Origin of the sequence: Candidatus Pristimantibacillus lignocellulolyticus (assembly GCA_023639215.1) — a bacterium.
In the GTDB taxonomy this organism is placed as follows: domain Bacteria; phylum Bacillota; class Bacilli; order Paenibacillales; family Paenibacillaceae; genus Pristimantibacillus; species Pristimantibacillus lignocellulolyticus.
Map to the genome: position 1 here is coordinate 1,862,208 of CP097899.1, position 18,108 is coordinate 1,880,315.

The 18,108-nt window shown below is 38.6% G+C and carries 14 protein-coding genes; 8 read left to right on the forward strand and 6 right to left on the reverse strand.

Annotated features, from left to right (window positions below; all coding sequences use genetic code 11):
* Positions 1 to 100 precede the first annotated feature (100 nt).
* From argC to argH, 7 genes are all read left to right on the forward strand, one after another.
* A complete protein-coding gene (argC, locus tag NAG76_07815) occupies positions 101 to 1,150 on the forward strand; it encodes an N-acetyl-gamma-glutamyl-phosphate reductase (GenBank protein URN96125.1) in 1,050 nt (349 codons plus the stop codon).
* Between the two features lie 335 nt (positions 1,151 to 1,485).
* On the forward strand, positions 1,486 to 2,727 hold the full coding sequence (gene argJ / locus NAG76_07820) for a bifunctional ornithine acetyltransferase/N-acetylglutamate synthase (protein ID URN96126.1): 1,242 nt from the start codon (positions 1,486 to 1,488) through the stop codon (positions 2,725 to 2,727).
* 216 nt (positions 2,728 to 2,943) lie between these two features.
* Complete coding sequence (argB, locus tag NAG76_07825; GenBank protein ID URN96127.1) at positions 2,944 to 3,732, forward strand: acetylglutamate kinase; 789 nt, start codon at positions 2,944 to 2,946, stop codon at positions 3,730 to 3,732.
* 75 nt (positions 3,733 to 3,807) lie between these two features.
* Positions 3,808 to 4,995 carry an acetylornithine transaminase gene (locus tag NAG76_07830; protein URN96128.1) on the forward strand — a complete coding sequence of 396 codons (1,188 nt, stop codon included), beginning with the start codon at positions 3,808 to 3,810 and terminating at the stop codon, positions 4,993 to 4,995.
* 359 nt (positions 4,996 to 5,354) lie between these two features.
* Positions 5,355 to 6,311, forward strand: a complete 957-nt coding sequence (gene argF, locus NAG76_07835; GenBank protein URN96129.1) for an ornithine carbamoyltransferase — start codon at positions 5,355 to 5,357, stop codon at positions 6,309 to 6,311.
* 28 nt (positions 6,312 to 6,339) lie between these two features.
* Complete coding sequence (locus tag NAG76_07840; GenBank protein ID URN96130.1) at positions 6,340 to 7,572, forward strand: argininosuccinate synthase; 1,233 nt, start codon at positions 6,340 to 6,342, stop codon at positions 7,570 to 7,572.
* Positions 7,573 to 7,875: 303 nt separating this feature from the next.
* Positions 7,876 to 9,291, forward strand: coding sequence for an argininosuccinate lyase (gene argH / locus NAG76_07845; protein URN96131.1), 1,416 nt, complete (start codon positions 7,876 to 7,878; stop codon positions 9,289 to 9,291).
* A gap of 142 nt (positions 9,292 to 9,433) precedes the next feature.
* On the opposite strand, the gene NAG76_07850 is transcribed toward argH, so the two are convergent.
* The 4 genes from NAG76_07850 to NAG76_07865 form a co-directional block, all read right to left on the reverse strand.
* Entirely contained in the window at positions 9,434 to 9,613 is a 180-nt protein-coding gene (locus tag NAG76_07850) for a hypothetical protein (protein ID URN96132.1), read from the reverse strand.
* 9 nt (positions 9,614 to 9,622) lie between these two features.
* Positions 9,623 to 10,516, reverse strand: a complete 894-nt coding sequence (locus NAG76_07855) for a carbohydrate ABC transporter permease (protein URN96133.1) — start codon at positions 10,514 to 10,516, stop codon at positions 9,623 to 9,625.
* A 12-nt stretch (positions 10,517 to 10,528) separates the two neighbouring features.
* Entirely contained in the window at positions 10,529 to 11,422 is an 894-nt protein-coding gene (locus tag NAG76_07860; GenBank protein ID URN96134.1) for a sugar ABC transporter permease, read from the reverse strand.
* Between the two features lie 94 nt (positions 11,423 to 11,516).
* A complete protein-coding gene (locus tag NAG76_07865; GenBank protein ID URN96135.1) occupies positions 11,517 to 12,887 on the reverse strand; it encodes a carbohydrate ABC transporter substrate-binding protein in 1,371 nt (456 codons plus the stop codon).
* Between the two features lie 307 nt (positions 12,888 to 13,194).
* Between NAG76_07865 and NAG76_07870 the strand changes: the two genes are divergently transcribed.
* Positions 13,195 to 14,616 carry a carbohydrate ABC transporter substrate-binding protein gene (locus tag NAG76_07870; protein ID URN96136.1) on the forward strand — a complete coding sequence of 474 codons (1,422 nt, stop codon included), beginning with the start codon at positions 13,195 to 13,197 and terminating at the stop codon, positions 14,614 to 14,616.
* 77 nt (positions 14,617 to 14,693) lie between these two features.
* Here the strand turns inward: NAG76_07870 and NAG76_07875 are convergent, their stop codons facing one another.
* Both NAG76_07875 and NAG76_07880 read right to left on the reverse strand, forming a co-directional pair.
* Positions 14,694 to 16,289: a response regulator gene (locus tag NAG76_07875; GenBank protein ID URN96137.1), complete on the reverse strand. Its 1,596-nt coding sequence runs from the start codon at positions 16,287 to 16,289 to the stop codon at positions 14,694 to 14,696.
* Positions 16,282 to 18,045, reverse strand: coding sequence for a sensor histidine kinase (locus NAG76_07880; GenBank protein ID URN96138.1), 1,764 nt, complete (start codon positions 18,043 to 18,045; stop codon positions 16,282 to 16,284). Before NAG76_07880 ends, NAG76_07875 begins: the two co-directional genes overlap by 8 nt.
* Positions 18,046 to 18,108: the final 63 nt, after the last annotated feature.

The following is an 18,108-nucleotide window of genomic DNA, read 5'->3' on the forward strand; positions in this document are numbered from 1 at the left end:
TAAATTTGGGTCATCTTTAAGAAGTTGTTCAAACGGCTTAGTTGAAGATGAAAATATAGATGAGATCTACATAAATAGTAACTAGAGGGGAAGCGGTAATATGAGTAAGAAGCTAGGTATTGCAATTGTTGGGTCTACAGGATATGGCGGAGTTGAATTAATGCGTCTGCTACACTCTCATCCCAATGTTGAAATTACATCTGTCATATCTTCGTCCAGTGCAGGTACGAAAGTAACAGAAGGTTATCCTCATCTGCAAGGTATTCGTGAAGAACTGCTTGATGATGTGAATCCGGAACTAATTAAGCAAAAAGCAGATATTGTATTTTTGGCAACACCAGCCGGAGTAGCTTCAAAGCTTGCGCCTCAATATTTAGAAGTTGGTTTAAAAGTTATTGACCTGTCTGGTGATTTCCGTATTAAAGATCGTGATGTATATGAAGAGTGGTATCAGAAGCCGGCAGCAGAACAAGAACATCTTGATCAGGCGGTATTTGGACTTTCTGAAATATACGGTGAGCAAGTGAAGGATGCACCGTTTATTTCAAATCCAGGATGTTTCCCGACTGCTACTTTATTAGGACTTATTCCAGCACTTCAAGCGAACTTAATTGATCATTCTTCTATTATTATTGATGCCAAATCTGGTGTCTCTGGTGCTGGTCGTGGTGCTTCAGTAGCGAACCATTATGCAGAATTGAATGAAAACTTTAAAGCTTATAAAGTTAATAAACATCAACATATTCCGGAAGTTGAAATGGTACTTAGTCAAATCGTAAACGAACCTGTTACGGTTACATTCACGACGCATCTCGTTCCAATGACTCGTGGTATTCTTTCAACGATGTATGCAAAGCTGAAAAGTGATGTTACGGAGCAAGATCTTATTGATTTATATGAACAATATTATGAAGGTCGTTCATTCGTACGTATTCGTCCTGAAGGAAAATGGCCAGCAACAAAAGAAGTCTGGGGATCTAATTATTGTGATATTGGTTTCTCTATTGATAGACGTACGAATCGTGTAACGATTATCTCTGTTATTGATAACTTAGTTAAAGGTGCAGCAGGTCAAGCGATTCAAAATATGAATTTGATGATGGGGTGGGATGAACAACTAGGCCTACAATTCGTTCCAGTCTACCCTTAAGAGGAAGTTCAAAAAGCGGACTTTGATAACGATGTGATACGCTGTAGCTTAGTCGGCATCGAATATGAAGCGAACTTGGGAAGTCCGGTACGCATGTACCAATAACGTACATTTTCGTTTCCTCCTTCCACAAGTAGCGCTCCATCTTCTCGGTTCTGAAAGCCCGCTTTTTGAACTCTCATTAGAATTAGAAGCTCAAAAATCGGACTTTAATAACGATGTAATACGCTGTAGCTTAGTCGACATCGAATATGAAGAAAAATATTATAATTACGTAGTAATACCTCAAATATAAATCAATAGTTTAATAGCATATTTAGGAGGATAAGATCGAGATGGTAGAGGAACAGAACGAAGCTTTATTTACTATTATTCAAGAAGGCTCAGTAACATCGCCTCAAGGTTTTGTAGCAGGTGGTTTGCATTGTGGTTTGAAGAAAACAGATCGTCATGATCTAGGTGCTATTGTATGCGAAGTACCAGCTACGGCAGCTGCGGTATATACAACCAATGTATTTCAAGCAGCACCTATTAAAGTAACTCGCGAAAGTATTGCTAGCAAAGGTACGCTTCGTGCGATGATCGTGAATAGCGGTAACGCCAATGCTTGTACGGGAGATCAAGGCGAAGCAGATGCATTTGAAATGCGTAATCGTTTTGCAGAGCAAATTGGCGTAGATGCAGATCAAGTTGCTGTTGCTTCCACTGGAGTTATTGGTGAGTTATTGAAAATGGATAAAGTGCGTTCTGGTATAGATAAACTTCCAAGTCTATTAGAAAAAAGCGATAAAGGTGCTGAAGATTTCAGCCAAGCAATTTTAACAACGGATCTTGTGAAGAAGACGATTTGTGTTGAGCTAGAAGTCGATGGCAAACTAGTGAAAATTGCTGGAGCGGCAAAAGGATCTGGTATGATTCATCCGAATATGGCAACTATGCTTGGTTTCGTAACGACGGATGCTAATATTAGCTCAACGGCTCTACATCAACTATTACGCGAAGCTACTGATTTGAGCTTTAATATGATTACTGTTGATGGTGATACTTCTACGAATGATATGTTAGTCGCTATGGCAAGTGGTCTTGCAGCTCATACTGAACTAACTGAAGCTCATCCTGCATGGGCAGCTTTCAAAGCAGCTCTTACTCATGTATGTGTTGTACTAGCAAAAGCTATTGCACGTGATGGTGAGGGTGCTACGAAGTTAGTTGAGGTTCGTGTTGAAGGAGCAGTCAATGATTTTGCAGCTCAAGCAATCGCAAAAACAGTTATTGGTTCGTCTTTAGTGAAATCTGCCGTATTTGGAGCAGATGCAAACTGGGGACGTATTATTGCCGCTGTAGGTCGTGCAGGTCAACCGGTTGATCCTGCAACTGTAGATATCGCGCTAGGTTCCATTGTTACGCTAGAACAATCACGTCCTGTAGCATTCGATGAGGAAGCTGCCCTGCAATATCTTAAGGGAGACATAGTTGTGATTTCTGTTAATTTAAATATGGATAACGGTAAAGCAGTAGCATGGGGTTGCGACTTGACCTACGATTATGTACGTATTAATGCTGCTTACCGCACATAGATGTAGTTCAAAAAGCAGGCTTTGATAACGATGAGTATACTAATGCAGAATACTCGACGTCGAAGATGCCATTCATCGCTAGCTGTGGTGCTCGTGTACCAAGTACGTACACTCCGCTCCTCGCGTCACTAGCTTCATGGTATCTTCTCGGTTCTGAAAGCCCACTTTTTGGAACCTTGATAGGAAGATGCAGTTAATAATGTGGAGGAAAAGGATATGACTAAGCAACGTTTTGTAATGAAATGTGGTGGAAGTACGTTAGCGGCTCTACCAAATCGATTTTTTGAAGAATTGCGTGACCTACAAGCTTCTGGAGTAGCACCTGTTATTGTTCATGGTGGTGGCCCAGCAATTTCAGAAACGCTAGAAAAGTTAGGGATTGAAACAGAGTTTGTCCAAGGTTTACGTAAAACTAGTGATGAAGTACTTGATGTTGTCGAGATGGTACTTGCAGGACGAATTAACAAAGAAATCGTTCGTAAGATGGAAATGAATGGCGCAAGGACATTAGGACTTTCTGGTGTGGATGGCATGCTTATTGGGGCGAAGCCTGTAGCTAACAGTGCTGAGATCGGATTCGTTGGTGATGTAACGGAAGTGAATGCTTCTCTAATCGAAGGTGTTATGAGGATGGGATATATTCCTGTGATTGCACCGATTGGTATCGACCGAAGTGGTCAGCGCTATAATATTAATGCAGATACAGCAGCAGGAGCAGTTGCTTCTCATCTAGGTGTAGAGCGAATGATCGTTGTTACTGATGTGCCAGGTATTATGAAGACTGTTGATGGACAGAAAGTAACGCTACCTTCGGTAACAGTTGCTGAGATAGAAGCAATGATTACTAGTGGTGAAATATATGGTGGCATGATTCCTAAAGTACGTGCTGCGATTCAATGTATACAAGGTAAAGTACAAGAAGTCGTTATTGTAAGTGGTCAAGTTGAAGGAGTTCTTACTCAGGCTGTTACAACAGGCGGAGTGGGAACTGTTATTAAGCAATAGGGATGCTTTCGATGCTACTTTTTATAGCAGCGAAGTATTCCAAGTAGTTAATAAAAAGTTTTAGGAGTGTTTAACATGAGCCAAAGTACGGTAGAGGTAGCTAGTGGATCATTATTTCCAACGTATGCAAGATTTCCACTTGCCATTGTTAAAGGCGAAGGTAGCTGGCTGTGGGATAGCGAAGGTAATAACTATTTAGACTTTATGAGTGGAATTGCTGTTACTAATCTAGGTCATGTGCCGCAACGTGTTAAGGAAGCTTTAGTAGCACAATTAGATCAACTATGGCATATTTCGAATTTGTTCCAAATTCCTAATCAAGCGGATGCTGCAAGGCTAATTACTGATAATAGCTGTGGTGATGCTGTATTCTTCTGTAATTCTGGTGCTGAGGCGAATGAAGCAGCTATTAAGCTAGCTCGTCGTTATCAACAACTAGTTGCTCGTAATGGTCGTTATGAAGTCATTACATTCACACAATCTTTCCATGGACGTACGCTTGCAACATTAACAGCGACTGGTCAAGATAAGGTGAAGGAAGGATTTTTACCACTACCTGAAGGCTTTACTCATATTGCACTAAATGATTTTGAACTACTGAAAGCAACGATCACTGACAAAACAGCAGCTGTTATGCTAGAGATGGTTCAAGCTGAGGGTGGTATCCTGCTTGTTGATCCAACGTATATTAAGCAAGTTGCTGAACTTTGTAAGGCAGAAGGAATTTTATTAATCGTAGATGAGATCCAAACAGGCATGGGTAGAACGGGTAAATTGTTTGCATATGAGCATTTTGGTATTGAACCTGATATATTTACATTAGCAAAAGGTCTAGGTAGCGGATTCCCTGTTGGGGCTATGGTTGCTAAAGAAGCATTAAGAGAAGGCTTTACAGCAGGTAGTCATGGATCTACATTCGGTGGAACACCAATCGCGACAGCTGCAGTAAAAGCGACGATTGAAACAATCGTTGAAGAAAAGGTAGTTGATCATGCAGCGAAGCAAGGTCAATATCTACTAACGCAACTACGTGAGAAACTTAGTGGTTGCTCATTCGTAAATGAAGTACGTGGATTAGGGTTAATTATCGGTATTGAATGTAAAGAGCCGATAGCTAGCGTAATCGTGGAAGCACAAAGTAAAGGTTTGCTAGTCATTTCGGCTGGACCAAACGTGATTCGTTTGCTTCCTAATCTACTAGTGTCTAATGAAGAGATCGATCAAGCGGTGCAAATACTAACAAAGTTGCTAAGCAATCGATAGAATATTGAACATTAACTAATGAAAAGTTAAAAATTATGTTCTTAAGATTATAATGAAAATTCAAAATGTTCGCTTGTTAGTACCAAGAAGATGGCATGAAGCTAGGAAATGAAGCGCGGAGCGTACGCAGTTGGTACGTGAGCACTCACAATGTTTCTGTAAGAAACATACTTCGAAAGCATATGGTTAGCTTTCGATGAATGACATATTCGAAGTCGATTAAGCTATCATAGATAACTTCGTGATAACAAGTGGACTTTTTGAATATCTGCTAACGAAAATGCTAAGCTTCTGATGTAACTCTTCATAACAAATAGTGCATCGAGAAGCTAATGAAAAGTTTGAAGGAGGATTTAAACATGGTAAGATCCAAAGCAGAAATCGCTCAAAGTATGAAGGGCCGCGATTTTCTAATGCTAGTTGATTTTTCACAAGAAGAAATTATGTATTTGATTGAGCTGGCTATTGAGTTGAAACAGAAACAAAAAGCTGGTATTGAACATAAAGAATTACAAGGAAAAACGATAGGTCTAATTTTTGAAAAATCTTCCACGCGTACGCGTGTTTCTTTTGAAGTTGGTATTTACCAACTAGGTGGTCAAGGTCTATTCTTAAGTGGTAATGATCTTCAAATCGGCCGCGGAGAAACAATTCTAGATACAGCTCAAACATTATCTCGTTACTTAGATGGTATTATGATTCGTACGTTCGAGCACCGTAAAGTAGTAGAATTGGCTCGTGGAGCTACAATTCCTGTTATTAATGGTTTGACGGATCTATCTCATCCATGCCAAGCACTTGCTGACTTCCAAACGATCTATGAGCAAACAGGTACGTTTGAAAATGTGAAACTTGCATATATCGGTGATGGTAACAATATGGTACACTCTCTAATGATGGGTGCTGCCAAATTAGGTGTTCATATGTCAATTGCAACACCTGAAGGCTATGAACCAGATGCAGATATTATCGCTCAAACAATGGCTATCGCAGAAGAAACAGGCGCACAAATTGTTGTGTGTCGTGATCCACAAGAAGCAATTGATGGTGCAGATTTCGTGTATACTGATGTATGGGCGAGTATGGGCCAAGAGCAAGAGCAAAAAGAACGTGAGCTAGCATTTGCTAATTATCAAATCGATGAGAACCTTGTTCAATTCGCGAAGCCAGAATTCAAATTCATGCACTGCTTACCTGCACATCGTGGGGAAGAAGTGACTGAAGGAGTAATTGATGGCGATCACTCTATTATTTTTGATCAGGCTGAAAATCGTCTACATGCTCAAAAGGCGATTATGGCTGCAATCATGTCATAATAAATGAAATATGAAGGGAATCAATAACATGGCTAAAGATAAAATTGTATTAGCTTATTCAGGTGGTTTGGATACTTCCATCATCTTGAAATGGCTTAAAGAAACATATGACGCGGAAATTATCGCATTCACTGCTGATATCGGTCAAAAGGAAGAACTAGATGGACTAGAAGAAAAAGCTTTGAAAACAGGTGCTTCTAAAGTATATATTGATGATCTTACTGAAGAATTCGCTCAAGATTTCATCTTCCCAATGTTTCAAGCTGGAACAATGTATGAAGGTCAATATTTACTAGGTACTTCTATCGCTCGTCCGCTTATTGCGAAACGTATGGTGGAAATTGCTCGTGCTGAAGGTGCAAAATATATTGCTCATGGTGCAACTGGTAAAGGTAATGACCAAGTTCGTTTTGAGCTAGGCGTAGCTGCACTAGCGCCGGAAATCGAAATTATTGCTCCTTGGCGTTCTGAGCAATTCCGTAACGATTTCCCAGGTCGTGCAGAGATGATTGCTTTTGCTGAGAAACATGATATTCCGGTTTCAGCATCTGCTGCAAAACCTTATTCTACAGACCGCAATTTGCTACATATTAGCTTCGAGAGCGGTGTGTTAGAAGATCCTTGGTTCGATCCAAGTTCTGAAGAAAATGAGCCAATGTACGTACTTAGCGTATCTCCTGAGCGTGCTCCGGATCAAGCTGAATACGTTGAGCTTTCATTCGAAAAAGGTAACTGTACAGCTATTAATGGCGAAGCAATGTCTCCACTAGCTATTATGGAGAAATTGAATGAGCTTGGTGGCAAACATGGTATCGGTCGTGTTGACATGGTTGAAAACCGTTTTGTAGGTATGAAGAGCCGTGGCGTGTATGAAACTCCAGGCGGAACTATTCTATTTACAGCACATCGTAAGATGGAATCTCTAACAATGGATCGTGAAGTTATGCATCTTCGTGACTCTCTGATTTCTAAATATAGTGAGCTAGTATACAATGGTTTCTGGTTCGCTCCTGAACGTCTTGCATTGCAAGCGCTAGTGACAGAATCTCAGAAAAATGTATCTGGTGTCGTACGTTTGAAATTGTATAAAGGTAATGTTATCGGTGCTGGCGTACAAAGCCCAGTAAGCTTGTACAACCCTGATATCGCTACAATGGAAGCTGATCCATCACAAGCTTACGATCAAGGTGATGCAACTGGATTTATCCGTTTGAATGCATTGCGTTTGAAAGTTTCTGCTGGTGTAACTCAGAACAAGTAATTAATAAGAGATCAAGGGCGGAAGAATCATATACGATATGTTGGAAGTCTTATAAGTGCAAGTTCAAAAAGGTCGGCTTTCAGTACCGAGATGATGGGAGGATACTAGAAAACGAGGAGCGCATCGTACGGATTAGGTACGTGAGCACTGCAGGTTTCGGTAGCATGTCATCTTCGATGTCGAGTACGCTTGATGCGTGACTTCGTAATCAAAGTCTGACTCTTTTGAACAAACTCTTTAAGACAATCATTTCGTATAGGGTTCTTCCGTTTCCTTGTATCAATAAGAAGGAGTGCTGAAGAAGTGAGTAAGCTTTGGGGTGGCCGTTTCACGAAAAAAACGGATCAATTAGTTGAAGAATATACAGCATCTATTACATTTGATAAGGCGCTTGCTGAAGAAGATATTCAAGGTAGTCTTGCACATGTTACTATGCTTGGTAAACAAGGTATTGTACCACAAGACGATGTTGAAACGATTAAAGCAGGTCTATTGCGTGTATTAGAGCGCATCAAAAATGGTGAGCAAGAGTTCACGATTGGCGATGAAGATATTCATATGAATATCGAAAAAGCATTAATTGATGATATTGGTGCTGTAGGTGGTAAACTTCATACAGGACGTAGTCGTAATGACCAAGTTGCTACAGATATGCATCTTTGGCTTCGTAAGCGCGTAGTTGAGTTCGTAGAATTGCTGCGCAAGTTACAAGAAGCATTGATCGGACAAGCTAAAGCTAACATCGATACGATTGTACCTGGTTACACTCATTTACAACGTGCACAACCTATTTTATTTGCACATCATATGATGGCTTATGTATCTATGTTTGGACGTGATATTGAACGTCTACAAGATAGCTACAAACGTATCAATGTTCTTCCACTGGGCGCAGGTGCACTAGCTGGTACGACATTCCCAATTGATCGTCACTTTGTGGCAAGCCAATTACATTTCGATCGCGTATATGAGAATAGTCTTGATGCGGTTAGTGATCGTGATTTTATTTTAGAGTTTTTAGCTGATGCATCGATCGTTATGATGCATTTATCACGTCTCAGTGAAGAGCTAATTATGTGGTCAAGCAACGAATTTAACTTTGTTGAATTAGATGACGCCTTCTGCACAGGTAGTAGTATTATGCCACAGAAGAAAAATCCTGACGTACCAGAATTAGTTCGGGGTAAAACAGGACGTGTGTATGGAAATCTTATGGGCTTGCTAACTGTAGTGAAATCTTTACCGCTAGCATACAACAAAGATATGCAAGAAGATAAAGAAGGTATGTTTGATACTGTAACAACGATGCAAGGTGCTCTTCAATTGTTTGCTCCTATGATCGCAACGATGACTGTGAATAAAGATCGTATGCGTCAAGCAGTTAACCAAGATTTTTCTAATGCAACGGATATCGCTGACTTCTTAGTTAATAAAGGTCTACCGTTCCGTCAAGCTCATGAAGTAATCGGTAAAACTGTGCTATACTGCATCGAAAACAATAAATACTTACTTGATCTAAGTATAGAAGAATTTATTCAATTCTCCGATTTGTTCGATGAACGTATTTATGACGTATTACAGCCTGAGCAGGTTGTAAATGCACGTAATGTATACGGTGGTACTGCTAAACCTCAAGTTGAAGCAGCGATCGCACGTGCTGAAGAAGTTATGAACGCTACATCTGTTTGGGTGGCTGAATATTTGGAGCGTAGCCAATAGGTTACGCTAAAATACACAAAAAGGTCGTTAGAGCTATCAATCCATATGGATGACAGCCTAACGACCTTTTACATATTCTTCGATTTAATGTGCATGGAGAGTTTGAAACGAAAACAGACTCGTTACTGTAAGTACTCTCCTTTTATTTATATTTGCGATTATAGAACCAGAGAAGACCAATTAGAAGTGCTAATCCTAGAAGCATCAGACCGAGCCCAAATGCACCAATATTTTTTTGACCAATAATAACGAGCACTATACCGATAATAAATACAATTAGCATTAAATAATTGCGTAAAAGATTCCGCACGGATTCATTCATAGCAGCACCTTAACCTTTCAGCCCGCCCATGGTCATACCTTGGGTAAGCTTCTTTTGTACTAAAATATATAGAATAAGAGTTGGCAGCATGACAATGACGAGTCCTGCATACATTTGACCATACTGTACAGCTGACTTTTGAGCAGCCATTAGATTCATTAGTCCAACTGGTAACGTTCGAAGTCCTGGCGTCGTCAACAAAGTCATCGAAATAATATATTCGTTCCAGAAAGAAAGGAAATTGAACAAGATAACAGTTACTATGCTGGGTTTAGCCATAGGCATAATAATTTGTACCATTGTTCTAAAGTATCCTGCACCATCGACAGACGCTGCTTCTTCAAACTCCTTAGGCAATGATTTGAAATATCCCGACAATAAATAAATGGTGAAGGGAAGCGCCATTGCGGCGTAGACAAGTGCCAATACGAATAAATTATTCAAAAATATAGGATGTCCGAGAAAACCACGAACGGCTTTATCACCATTGTTGAGCATGAGAAAGATAGGAACGACAATGTAATTCACATTAATAAATAATCCTGCCATAAACATCATATTCCAGAAGACGCTGCCTCGGAATTTAAATCGTGAAAGGACGTAAGCGGCGGGTAATGCAATAACAAGTAGAAGACCTAATGCAATTGATGTAACAATTAGGGAGTTAAGCATATAACTACCCATTTTAGCTTTTTCCCAAGCATCAACAAAGTTTTGTAGGTAGAACCCTTGCGGTAGAACCCAAGGATTACCATAAAACTCGATGTCTTGCTTAACAGATGCAATAAATGCCCAGGCTACTGGGACGATAATAATGATTGCGAGTAATATTAACACAACATAGTTGAGGCCCTTATATAGCTTGTCGCTAATACCGAGCTTGGCGAGTTTATTATTGTTCAAGTTGTAGCCTCCTTAATACTCTAAATGGTCACGTGATGTGACTGCATTCAGGATAGCAGCTAATGCAAATGAGAACAGGAATACGATAACACCGATTGCCATACCATAACCGTAAGAAGAGTTGGTATATGCTTCTTTATACATATAGCTTAGGAATACTTCAGTTGATCCATCCGGACCACCTTCTGTCATCGCTACAACGAATAAGAAACTCATGTTAATCGTACTAATGATGAAGAAGGTTAATGTGGTACGAATATTCGTCCAGATTAACGGAATTGTAATACTGAAAAATTTCTCCATACGACCTGCACCTTCAAGCTCAGCCGATTCATATAAGCTTTCGGGTACATTCGCCATACTCGCCATATACATTACCATATAATAACCGATGGCCTGCCAGATCATTGCACCTGAGAGAGAGAAAATAACAATTTTCTGATCACCCAGCCAAAGGGTAGGTGCTGACTCTGATCCACGGAATAAATTCAAAATTGCATTCAGAAGTCCACTATTCGGGTCATATATAGCAGAGAAAATAGCACTAATTACGACAACCGATAGGATATTCGGAATATAGAAAATAATTCTCAATAAATTTTGCCCTTTTAGCTTCTCACGTGAAAGTATTGATGCGAATACAAGTGCTAATGCAAAAGTAATAACGGACACGACTACGATTAGTAGAAGACTATTTTGAAAAGCTTGATAAAACTTTTCACTTTGAAATAACTTAGTGAAATTTTGCAGTCCTACGAAAGTTTTTTCATCTGTATAGCCACCCCATTTGTAGGTGGACATACGAAATACATTTATTGTAGGTACAATTAAAAAGATAATGAATAGCATTACTGCGGGAGTAAGACAGAAGAAAATAAATCGTCGTTGTCCCTTCTTGATATCCATGTGCCCATCTCCTTCCCAAGGTGAAAACAAAGGCGGCAGCTTTCGCATGCCACCTTTGTTTAAAGAATTAATACGTATTTACTATTACCATTATTTATTTCAATGCTCCACGCAATGAATCACTTGCTTTTGTAATAGCTTCAACCCATTGTTGTTGTGTTTTAGCTTTTGTCACAAGAGAATCTACTGTACCAAATACTGTATCAGAGATGCTTACACCTTCAACAGGATCAGTTGTAGCAAAAGCACCCATAGCAGCTTTAGTACCATTGTCGTAAATACTGTAGAACAGTTTATTGTCGCCTTCTAATTTGTCGGACAAGCCTTTAATCGGTTGAATTGCACCAGCTTCGGCAAAAATAGCAGCTGCTTCATCTGAATAAAGGTAAGCAATAAACTGTTTAGCTAGATCTGGATTTTCAGCTTTCGCAGGAACCCAAATTTGTTCAAAGAAAGTATAAGAGTAGCGATCGCCGCCATCAGTTACAGCAGGTAGAGAAGTGAAGCCCCATTTGAATCCTTCTGCACGAGGTGCACTACCCATTTCACCAACAATCCAAGTACCATTTGGCATGAATAACGCCTTATTGTCTAGAATAAGCTGTTGGTTTTTAACAAAGTTATCTTTATTAGCATTGGCTGGAACAGTTTGCTCAGTGTAACTTGCAAGTTTACTGATAATATCAAATGCTTGAGTTGCTTCTGGTGTTTGCCATACGCCTTCCGTGTAGCTCATCGCTTTTCCGAAGAATTCAGGACCACCAACCTCATTCAGCAACGCATAAAATAATGAATCGAAGTATCCTGTCGTTGGGTAGGCGAATAAGGCAATGCCTTCAGCTTTTGCTTTGTCGCCTAAAGCCCACATTTCATCCCAAGTTGTAGGCACTGTCCAACCTTTTTGTTCAAATAAGCCAGCATTGAAGAATAGACCAGTTGGGCTATAGAACATCGGCATTAGGTGAGTTTTACCATCGCCATACGGATTCGTAATAGATGTATCCGTAAAACCAGGAATTATTTTGTCTTTTACAGTAACGCTTTCACCAGGAACCGTCATTGAAAGCACATCTGTAAGATCAAGAACGTTATTATCTTTTACAAATGTTTCTGTCATACCTTTAGGTTGACCTACAGAAATAAGAATAACGTCTGGGAAATCACCTGATTTCATGCTAGGTCCAATTACGTCTTCTAGATTTTTGTCAATCGTTGTTTCGATTTTCACGTTAGGATTCGCGTTCTCGAAACCTGCTGCAACTTTTTTCCACATGTCAGCACCATAAGCAGTTTCCAAAGCGGCAAACTTTAAGACTTGAGTCTCAGCTGGTTCAGTAGCATTTGTTGGAGTAGGTGTAGCTGAATTACCAGGTGTAGTATTAGCGCCGTTGTTAGTATTACTACCACAAGCAACAAGGCTAAGTGTTAAAAATGCTGTTAATGCTAGACTAATAATTTTTTTCATGTTAACCCTCCTATAAAATTTTTATTTGTCTTTTCGTAAATTAAGATTAGTGCTTAAAATGATGCATTTCAATAGGTTTTGGGCATGTAGATAGAATCGTACATAGACATGCAAAAATTATCGATAAGTTAAAAATAACAATTAATAGCGCTTACTAAACTGCTATAATATTAATAGTTAATAATGTTTAGTCACCAATAATAAAGCTAATATTGTACATAGATAAGTATATTTAATTCATGTATGGTTAAAGGACGAATACGTATAGTTGAGGTTATTATAAAAAAAGACAATCTAGGAGGACTCAATGAAGAAAGTTGCTGGCCTACTTATTGTGGTAGTGATAATCATGGTAAGTTTGATTACTGTAAATAGAGATACCCCTTTAAATAGTGATGTTAACTTAATAACGACAACAGATTCTTTACACGATTTGAAAAACAAAGAATTGAATATTGCAGTCTTTCAAGGTGGTTATGGTCCGGAGTATTGGAATGAAATTATAAGTGAGTTTGAGTCTGCTTATCCGGGTGTAAAGGTCAATATGACCAATAGTCCTAGAATTGGAGATGTTGTTAGGCCACAAATTGTAGCGGGAAATCCACCAGATGTTCTTGTGGTTGCTGACACCGATCAAAGTGGACTAATTACGTCCTTAGTTAAAGAAAAAGCATTGTTAGACATTAGTGATGTATTCGAAAGTAAGGCACTTGATAACGATCAATTATTGAAGGATAGAGTTCTCCCGGGTATGCTAGAGAGCACCCGATTCTCTCCCTATCAAGATGGGAAAGTGTATTTAGCACCACTTAATACGGGACCTATGGGGTTGATTTATAACAAGAAGTTATTCCGAGATAAGGGTTGGAAGTTGCCGGTAACATGGGATGATTTTTTCGCTTTAGGTGAGGAACTGAAGAAAGAAGAGAATTATCTAGTCAATAGTAGTGGTAAAAAGACGCAACGAGCATTGTTTACTTACCAAGGAATTTATCCAGATTATTTGGAAGAAATCATGTACCCTTCATTAGCTAATGCAGCTGGAATAGAAAATCTAAAAAGAATTTTTGCATATGAGCCGGGTTCTTTTTCGACGGATTTGGTAAAGAAGGTGCTTGATACCTTTGCGAGGATTGGTACGGAAGGGTACCTAATGAATGGTACCGTTTCATTGAATCACACGCAATCACAATCGGATATGATGCTTGGCAAAGCAATATTTATCGTGAATGGAACATGGATGGAGAATGAAATGAAGAATGCACCTAGAGAAGAGGGCTTCGAATTTGGTATGATTCCTGTCCCAGTATTTAACCAAGATGATCAACGCTATATCCTTATGAGCTATGAACAATTCTCGATTCCGGCAAGAGCGAGCAATCCAGAACTTGCGAAGGAATTTCTAAAGTTTCTTTACACCGATCAATCTGTTAAATTATTCGCAGAGAAATCTAATGGTATATTTGCACTAAAAGGTGCTAATGAGCTTTCGAAGCCATACTTAACTAAAGGTGTCTATGAAATGTTCAGTGCGTATGATGGAACAACAGCCATTTTACAAGAATGGAAGGCTCTTTCTAAAGGGTCTAGAATCGATATTAAGACTGAATTATTTAGAAATACGATGACTCCCATTATGACCGGGAAAATGACAACAGATCAATGGATGGACAAGGTTGAGCAGTCATTCGCTGAAATTCAATCTGAAGAAGTAGCTAATCAGTATTGAGTAACACAATAGAAACAGGGCTGTGCGGAAGTCGCTTAAGACTACCCCCACAGCCCTGTTTTCATTTATCAGCCTTATTATGCTTGTAATTGTTGAGACTTATATTCAGTAGGTGACATCCCGAAATATTTCTTAAACAATCGATTAAAGTAGAATTGATCATTAATACCGACTGCAGAAGATACTTCCTTAATATAGTTACCACCATTGCGCATTAATTCCGCTGCTTTGTTCATTCTTACATCGTTAATATAGCTGAACAAACTTGTTCCAACCTGTTCTTTAAACATACGACATAAGTAATTTTCGCTGAAATTAGTATGGCTAGAGATCATTTCTAGAGTAATCTTTCCTTGGTAATGTGTCTCTATATATTGGATGACATCGAGTACTTCTTTCTTATACACTGGAGTGGTAGCGATCTCCGTTTGTAAGCTGAAATGTTGAAAAGCTTGTATACAGTTATCGGCGAACACTTCAATATTGTTGCAATCAAGTAAACTCTTCTTAAGGAGCTCGAATTCCTTTGGATCATCGATGTGTATTTTATTATCGTATAGCGGAATGTAGTCTAGACATTTAATAATAAATGATTTAATAATATCCGGATGTGTATTGTTTTGTTTGCATTCTATAAAGAGTGTTTTCAACTTATCCTTGATCGAATCATTATCATATTGCTGCCAATGTTTAATGATGGAGATAGAGTAATCCACGAAGTTGGTACATATGGAGTCATCATTAAACTTCACATCATTCACGAATATTACGGAATGATGATTATAAAAGTTTATATTTAGTGCGTCTTTACATGCCCAATATGCCTCTCTTGCCTTTACATAGCCAACCATTTCATCGGAGAATACAATTGTAGGTTCTATTGATATATACATACTAATTAAAGTACGGATTTTATTAATGAAGTCCAACGGCTCGATCTGCTGGTTGTTCAGCTGTTCTGTTGAGATCAGTGCAATAATACCTTGAGTTTCAACTTGAAACACTTCAATACGATGGACGTCGCCAATGAGATCTAAAATAATATTTTCAATAAAAGCAACTGAGACATCTGGTTTCTTACCATGCTCTTCTGATGTATCTCGATCAAAAGTAATATAGAATAAATAACTTGGCGTATCTAATAAATGCAATACAATAGGTTTACTTTGCAAATAGTGAATGAAATCAAGGGAAGTATCTGTGAAGTATTCTTTCAAAATAGTCCCTTTTACACTTTTAAGATTACTACGAATAAACTGCTCTTTAGCTTCCTGCTCTTGTAATGTATGCTGTTGTTCTTCGATGAGGGCAGCTATCTTCTTAAGTTGTGCAATAAGTTCATCGGTCTTAATACTTATTTTTAGCATATAGTCAACAGCACCAAGTAACAATGCTTCGCGCACAAGCTCGTAATCTCCAAAATTGCTAGCGACGATAATCTTTCCAGTATAGTTACGTTTATTGAGTTCTTTAAGGAGTTGAAGTCCATCCATGTTGGGCATCTTCAAATCTGTAATAATAATATCAGGTTGTAATGTTTCAACTAAAGCTAATGCCTCAACTCCATCAGAGGCAGTGCCACAGATAGGAAAACCGAGTTCATCCCAAGCGATCATCGTTCGAAGTGCGATTTTCACAATAGGTTCATCATCTACAAGTAGTACATTAAACATTAAGATCGACCCCCTGTCTAAATTGACTTTCGTATGGAATGATGATTGTGCAACAAGTACCTTCTCCAATAACACTAGTAATGAATAAACCATATTCTTCTCCGTAATATAGTTTAATTCGCTCATCTACATTCGTTATGCCGATGCCAGATAGCTTTTTATTATTGTCAGAATTTTTAGAGCTATTTGTATCAAATCCTTTGCCGTCATCCATAATTTCAATATAGATAAATTGGTCTTTTCGTTGCACTTTAATTATTATTTTAATAGATTTACCATGCTCTGATAAGCCATGTATAATGGCATTCTCAGCAACGGGTTGCAGGATAAATTTTGGAATAGGACAATGGATTAGTTCATCATTGACAGCGTATTCAACTTGGAAACTATCGGCATAGCGAATTTTTTGTATTTCAAAATAGTTCGATAAATTTAGAAGCTCTTGTTCAATTGTAATTTCTTCATTATTGTCTAAAATGGTACTTCGAAGTAACTCGGATAATGAGGTGATACCGTTACTTAATACTGGAACTTGATTAATAATAGCAAGCCATCTCAATGTGTTCAGCGTATTGAATAGAAAGTGCGGATTAATCTGTGACTGAAGCATATGCAATTCTAACTCTCGCTTACGCTTTTGATCCAGTTTCTGATTTTGCATCAAATGTTCAATTTCACTAACCATATTATTCATTTTACGTGATAAAACGCCCATTTCATCATCATGATTATCTTGAATACGATTGGAGAATTCTCCATTTGATATTTGATTGCTAAAGGTGATGATTTTCTTTATAGGCTTCACAATACTTTTGTTCATTACAGAAATGATTACGATACAACATATTACGATGAACACTATGATAATAGCCATACTGCCTGTAATTTTGCTAGTTTCTGAATTAATGTAGGAGTAAGGCATCGTAGATATGAGATACCAGCCCATTTGTTCATTATATATATATGAAACTTGTTGCTGTGTATTATTAACCTGCCCGGTAAAAGATTGATTGCCTCGCTCTTGTTGATCCTTAATTTGATTGATGAGTTGAACATCCTTATATGGCGTTCCTAAAGGAATCTGCTTATCGTTAGCAGATAACACAGTGCCGTCTCGCCCCATAATCATAAGCTTAGAACCAGTTCCCAGATCAACGGTAGAAAGAATGTTTTTTGAAAATAAATCATCGCTAATGAACACAAAAGTATAACCAATCTGTTTAGAACTATCGTCGACAGCATGTATTTTTCGGCCAAGGGCAAGTGTATCGTATGATCGAACTGTCTTGACATGAGTAAGGCCATCATAGGGAGCATTGGCATCGACATCTCTCATAGCCTTATCCAATGCCTCGGCATCGATAGTCTCAAATCCAAGTTCATAAAATTGATTACGGTCAGTGTCAAATACACTTACGGTTACAGCATGTGATGGAAAAATGGTTCTAAAAATGCTATCCATCGCAGTTTCTTTGGCATTTTCCTGATCCTCTTGATCGGCAACTTTTTTTTGGAGATTCTCCTGTACAAATTCATTCGTTGAGATAGATCCAATGAGATATTGATAATTTTGAAGTTCGGAAAGTAAATTTATATTAATTAATGTTAAGGCCTGATAGGTAGAGTTACTAAGTTTGTGGCTGATCGATCCTGAATAAAGATGATAGGCATAATATCCAAGGAAGCAGATAGGGAGGATAGAGACAATTAAGAAGGTTCCTATCAATCGATGTTGTATTTTGAATTTACGTAACATAGGATGACCTCCTCTAAATTGTTAAGTTTATTTTATCATAGGCCAACAAAACAGCCTCTGTCT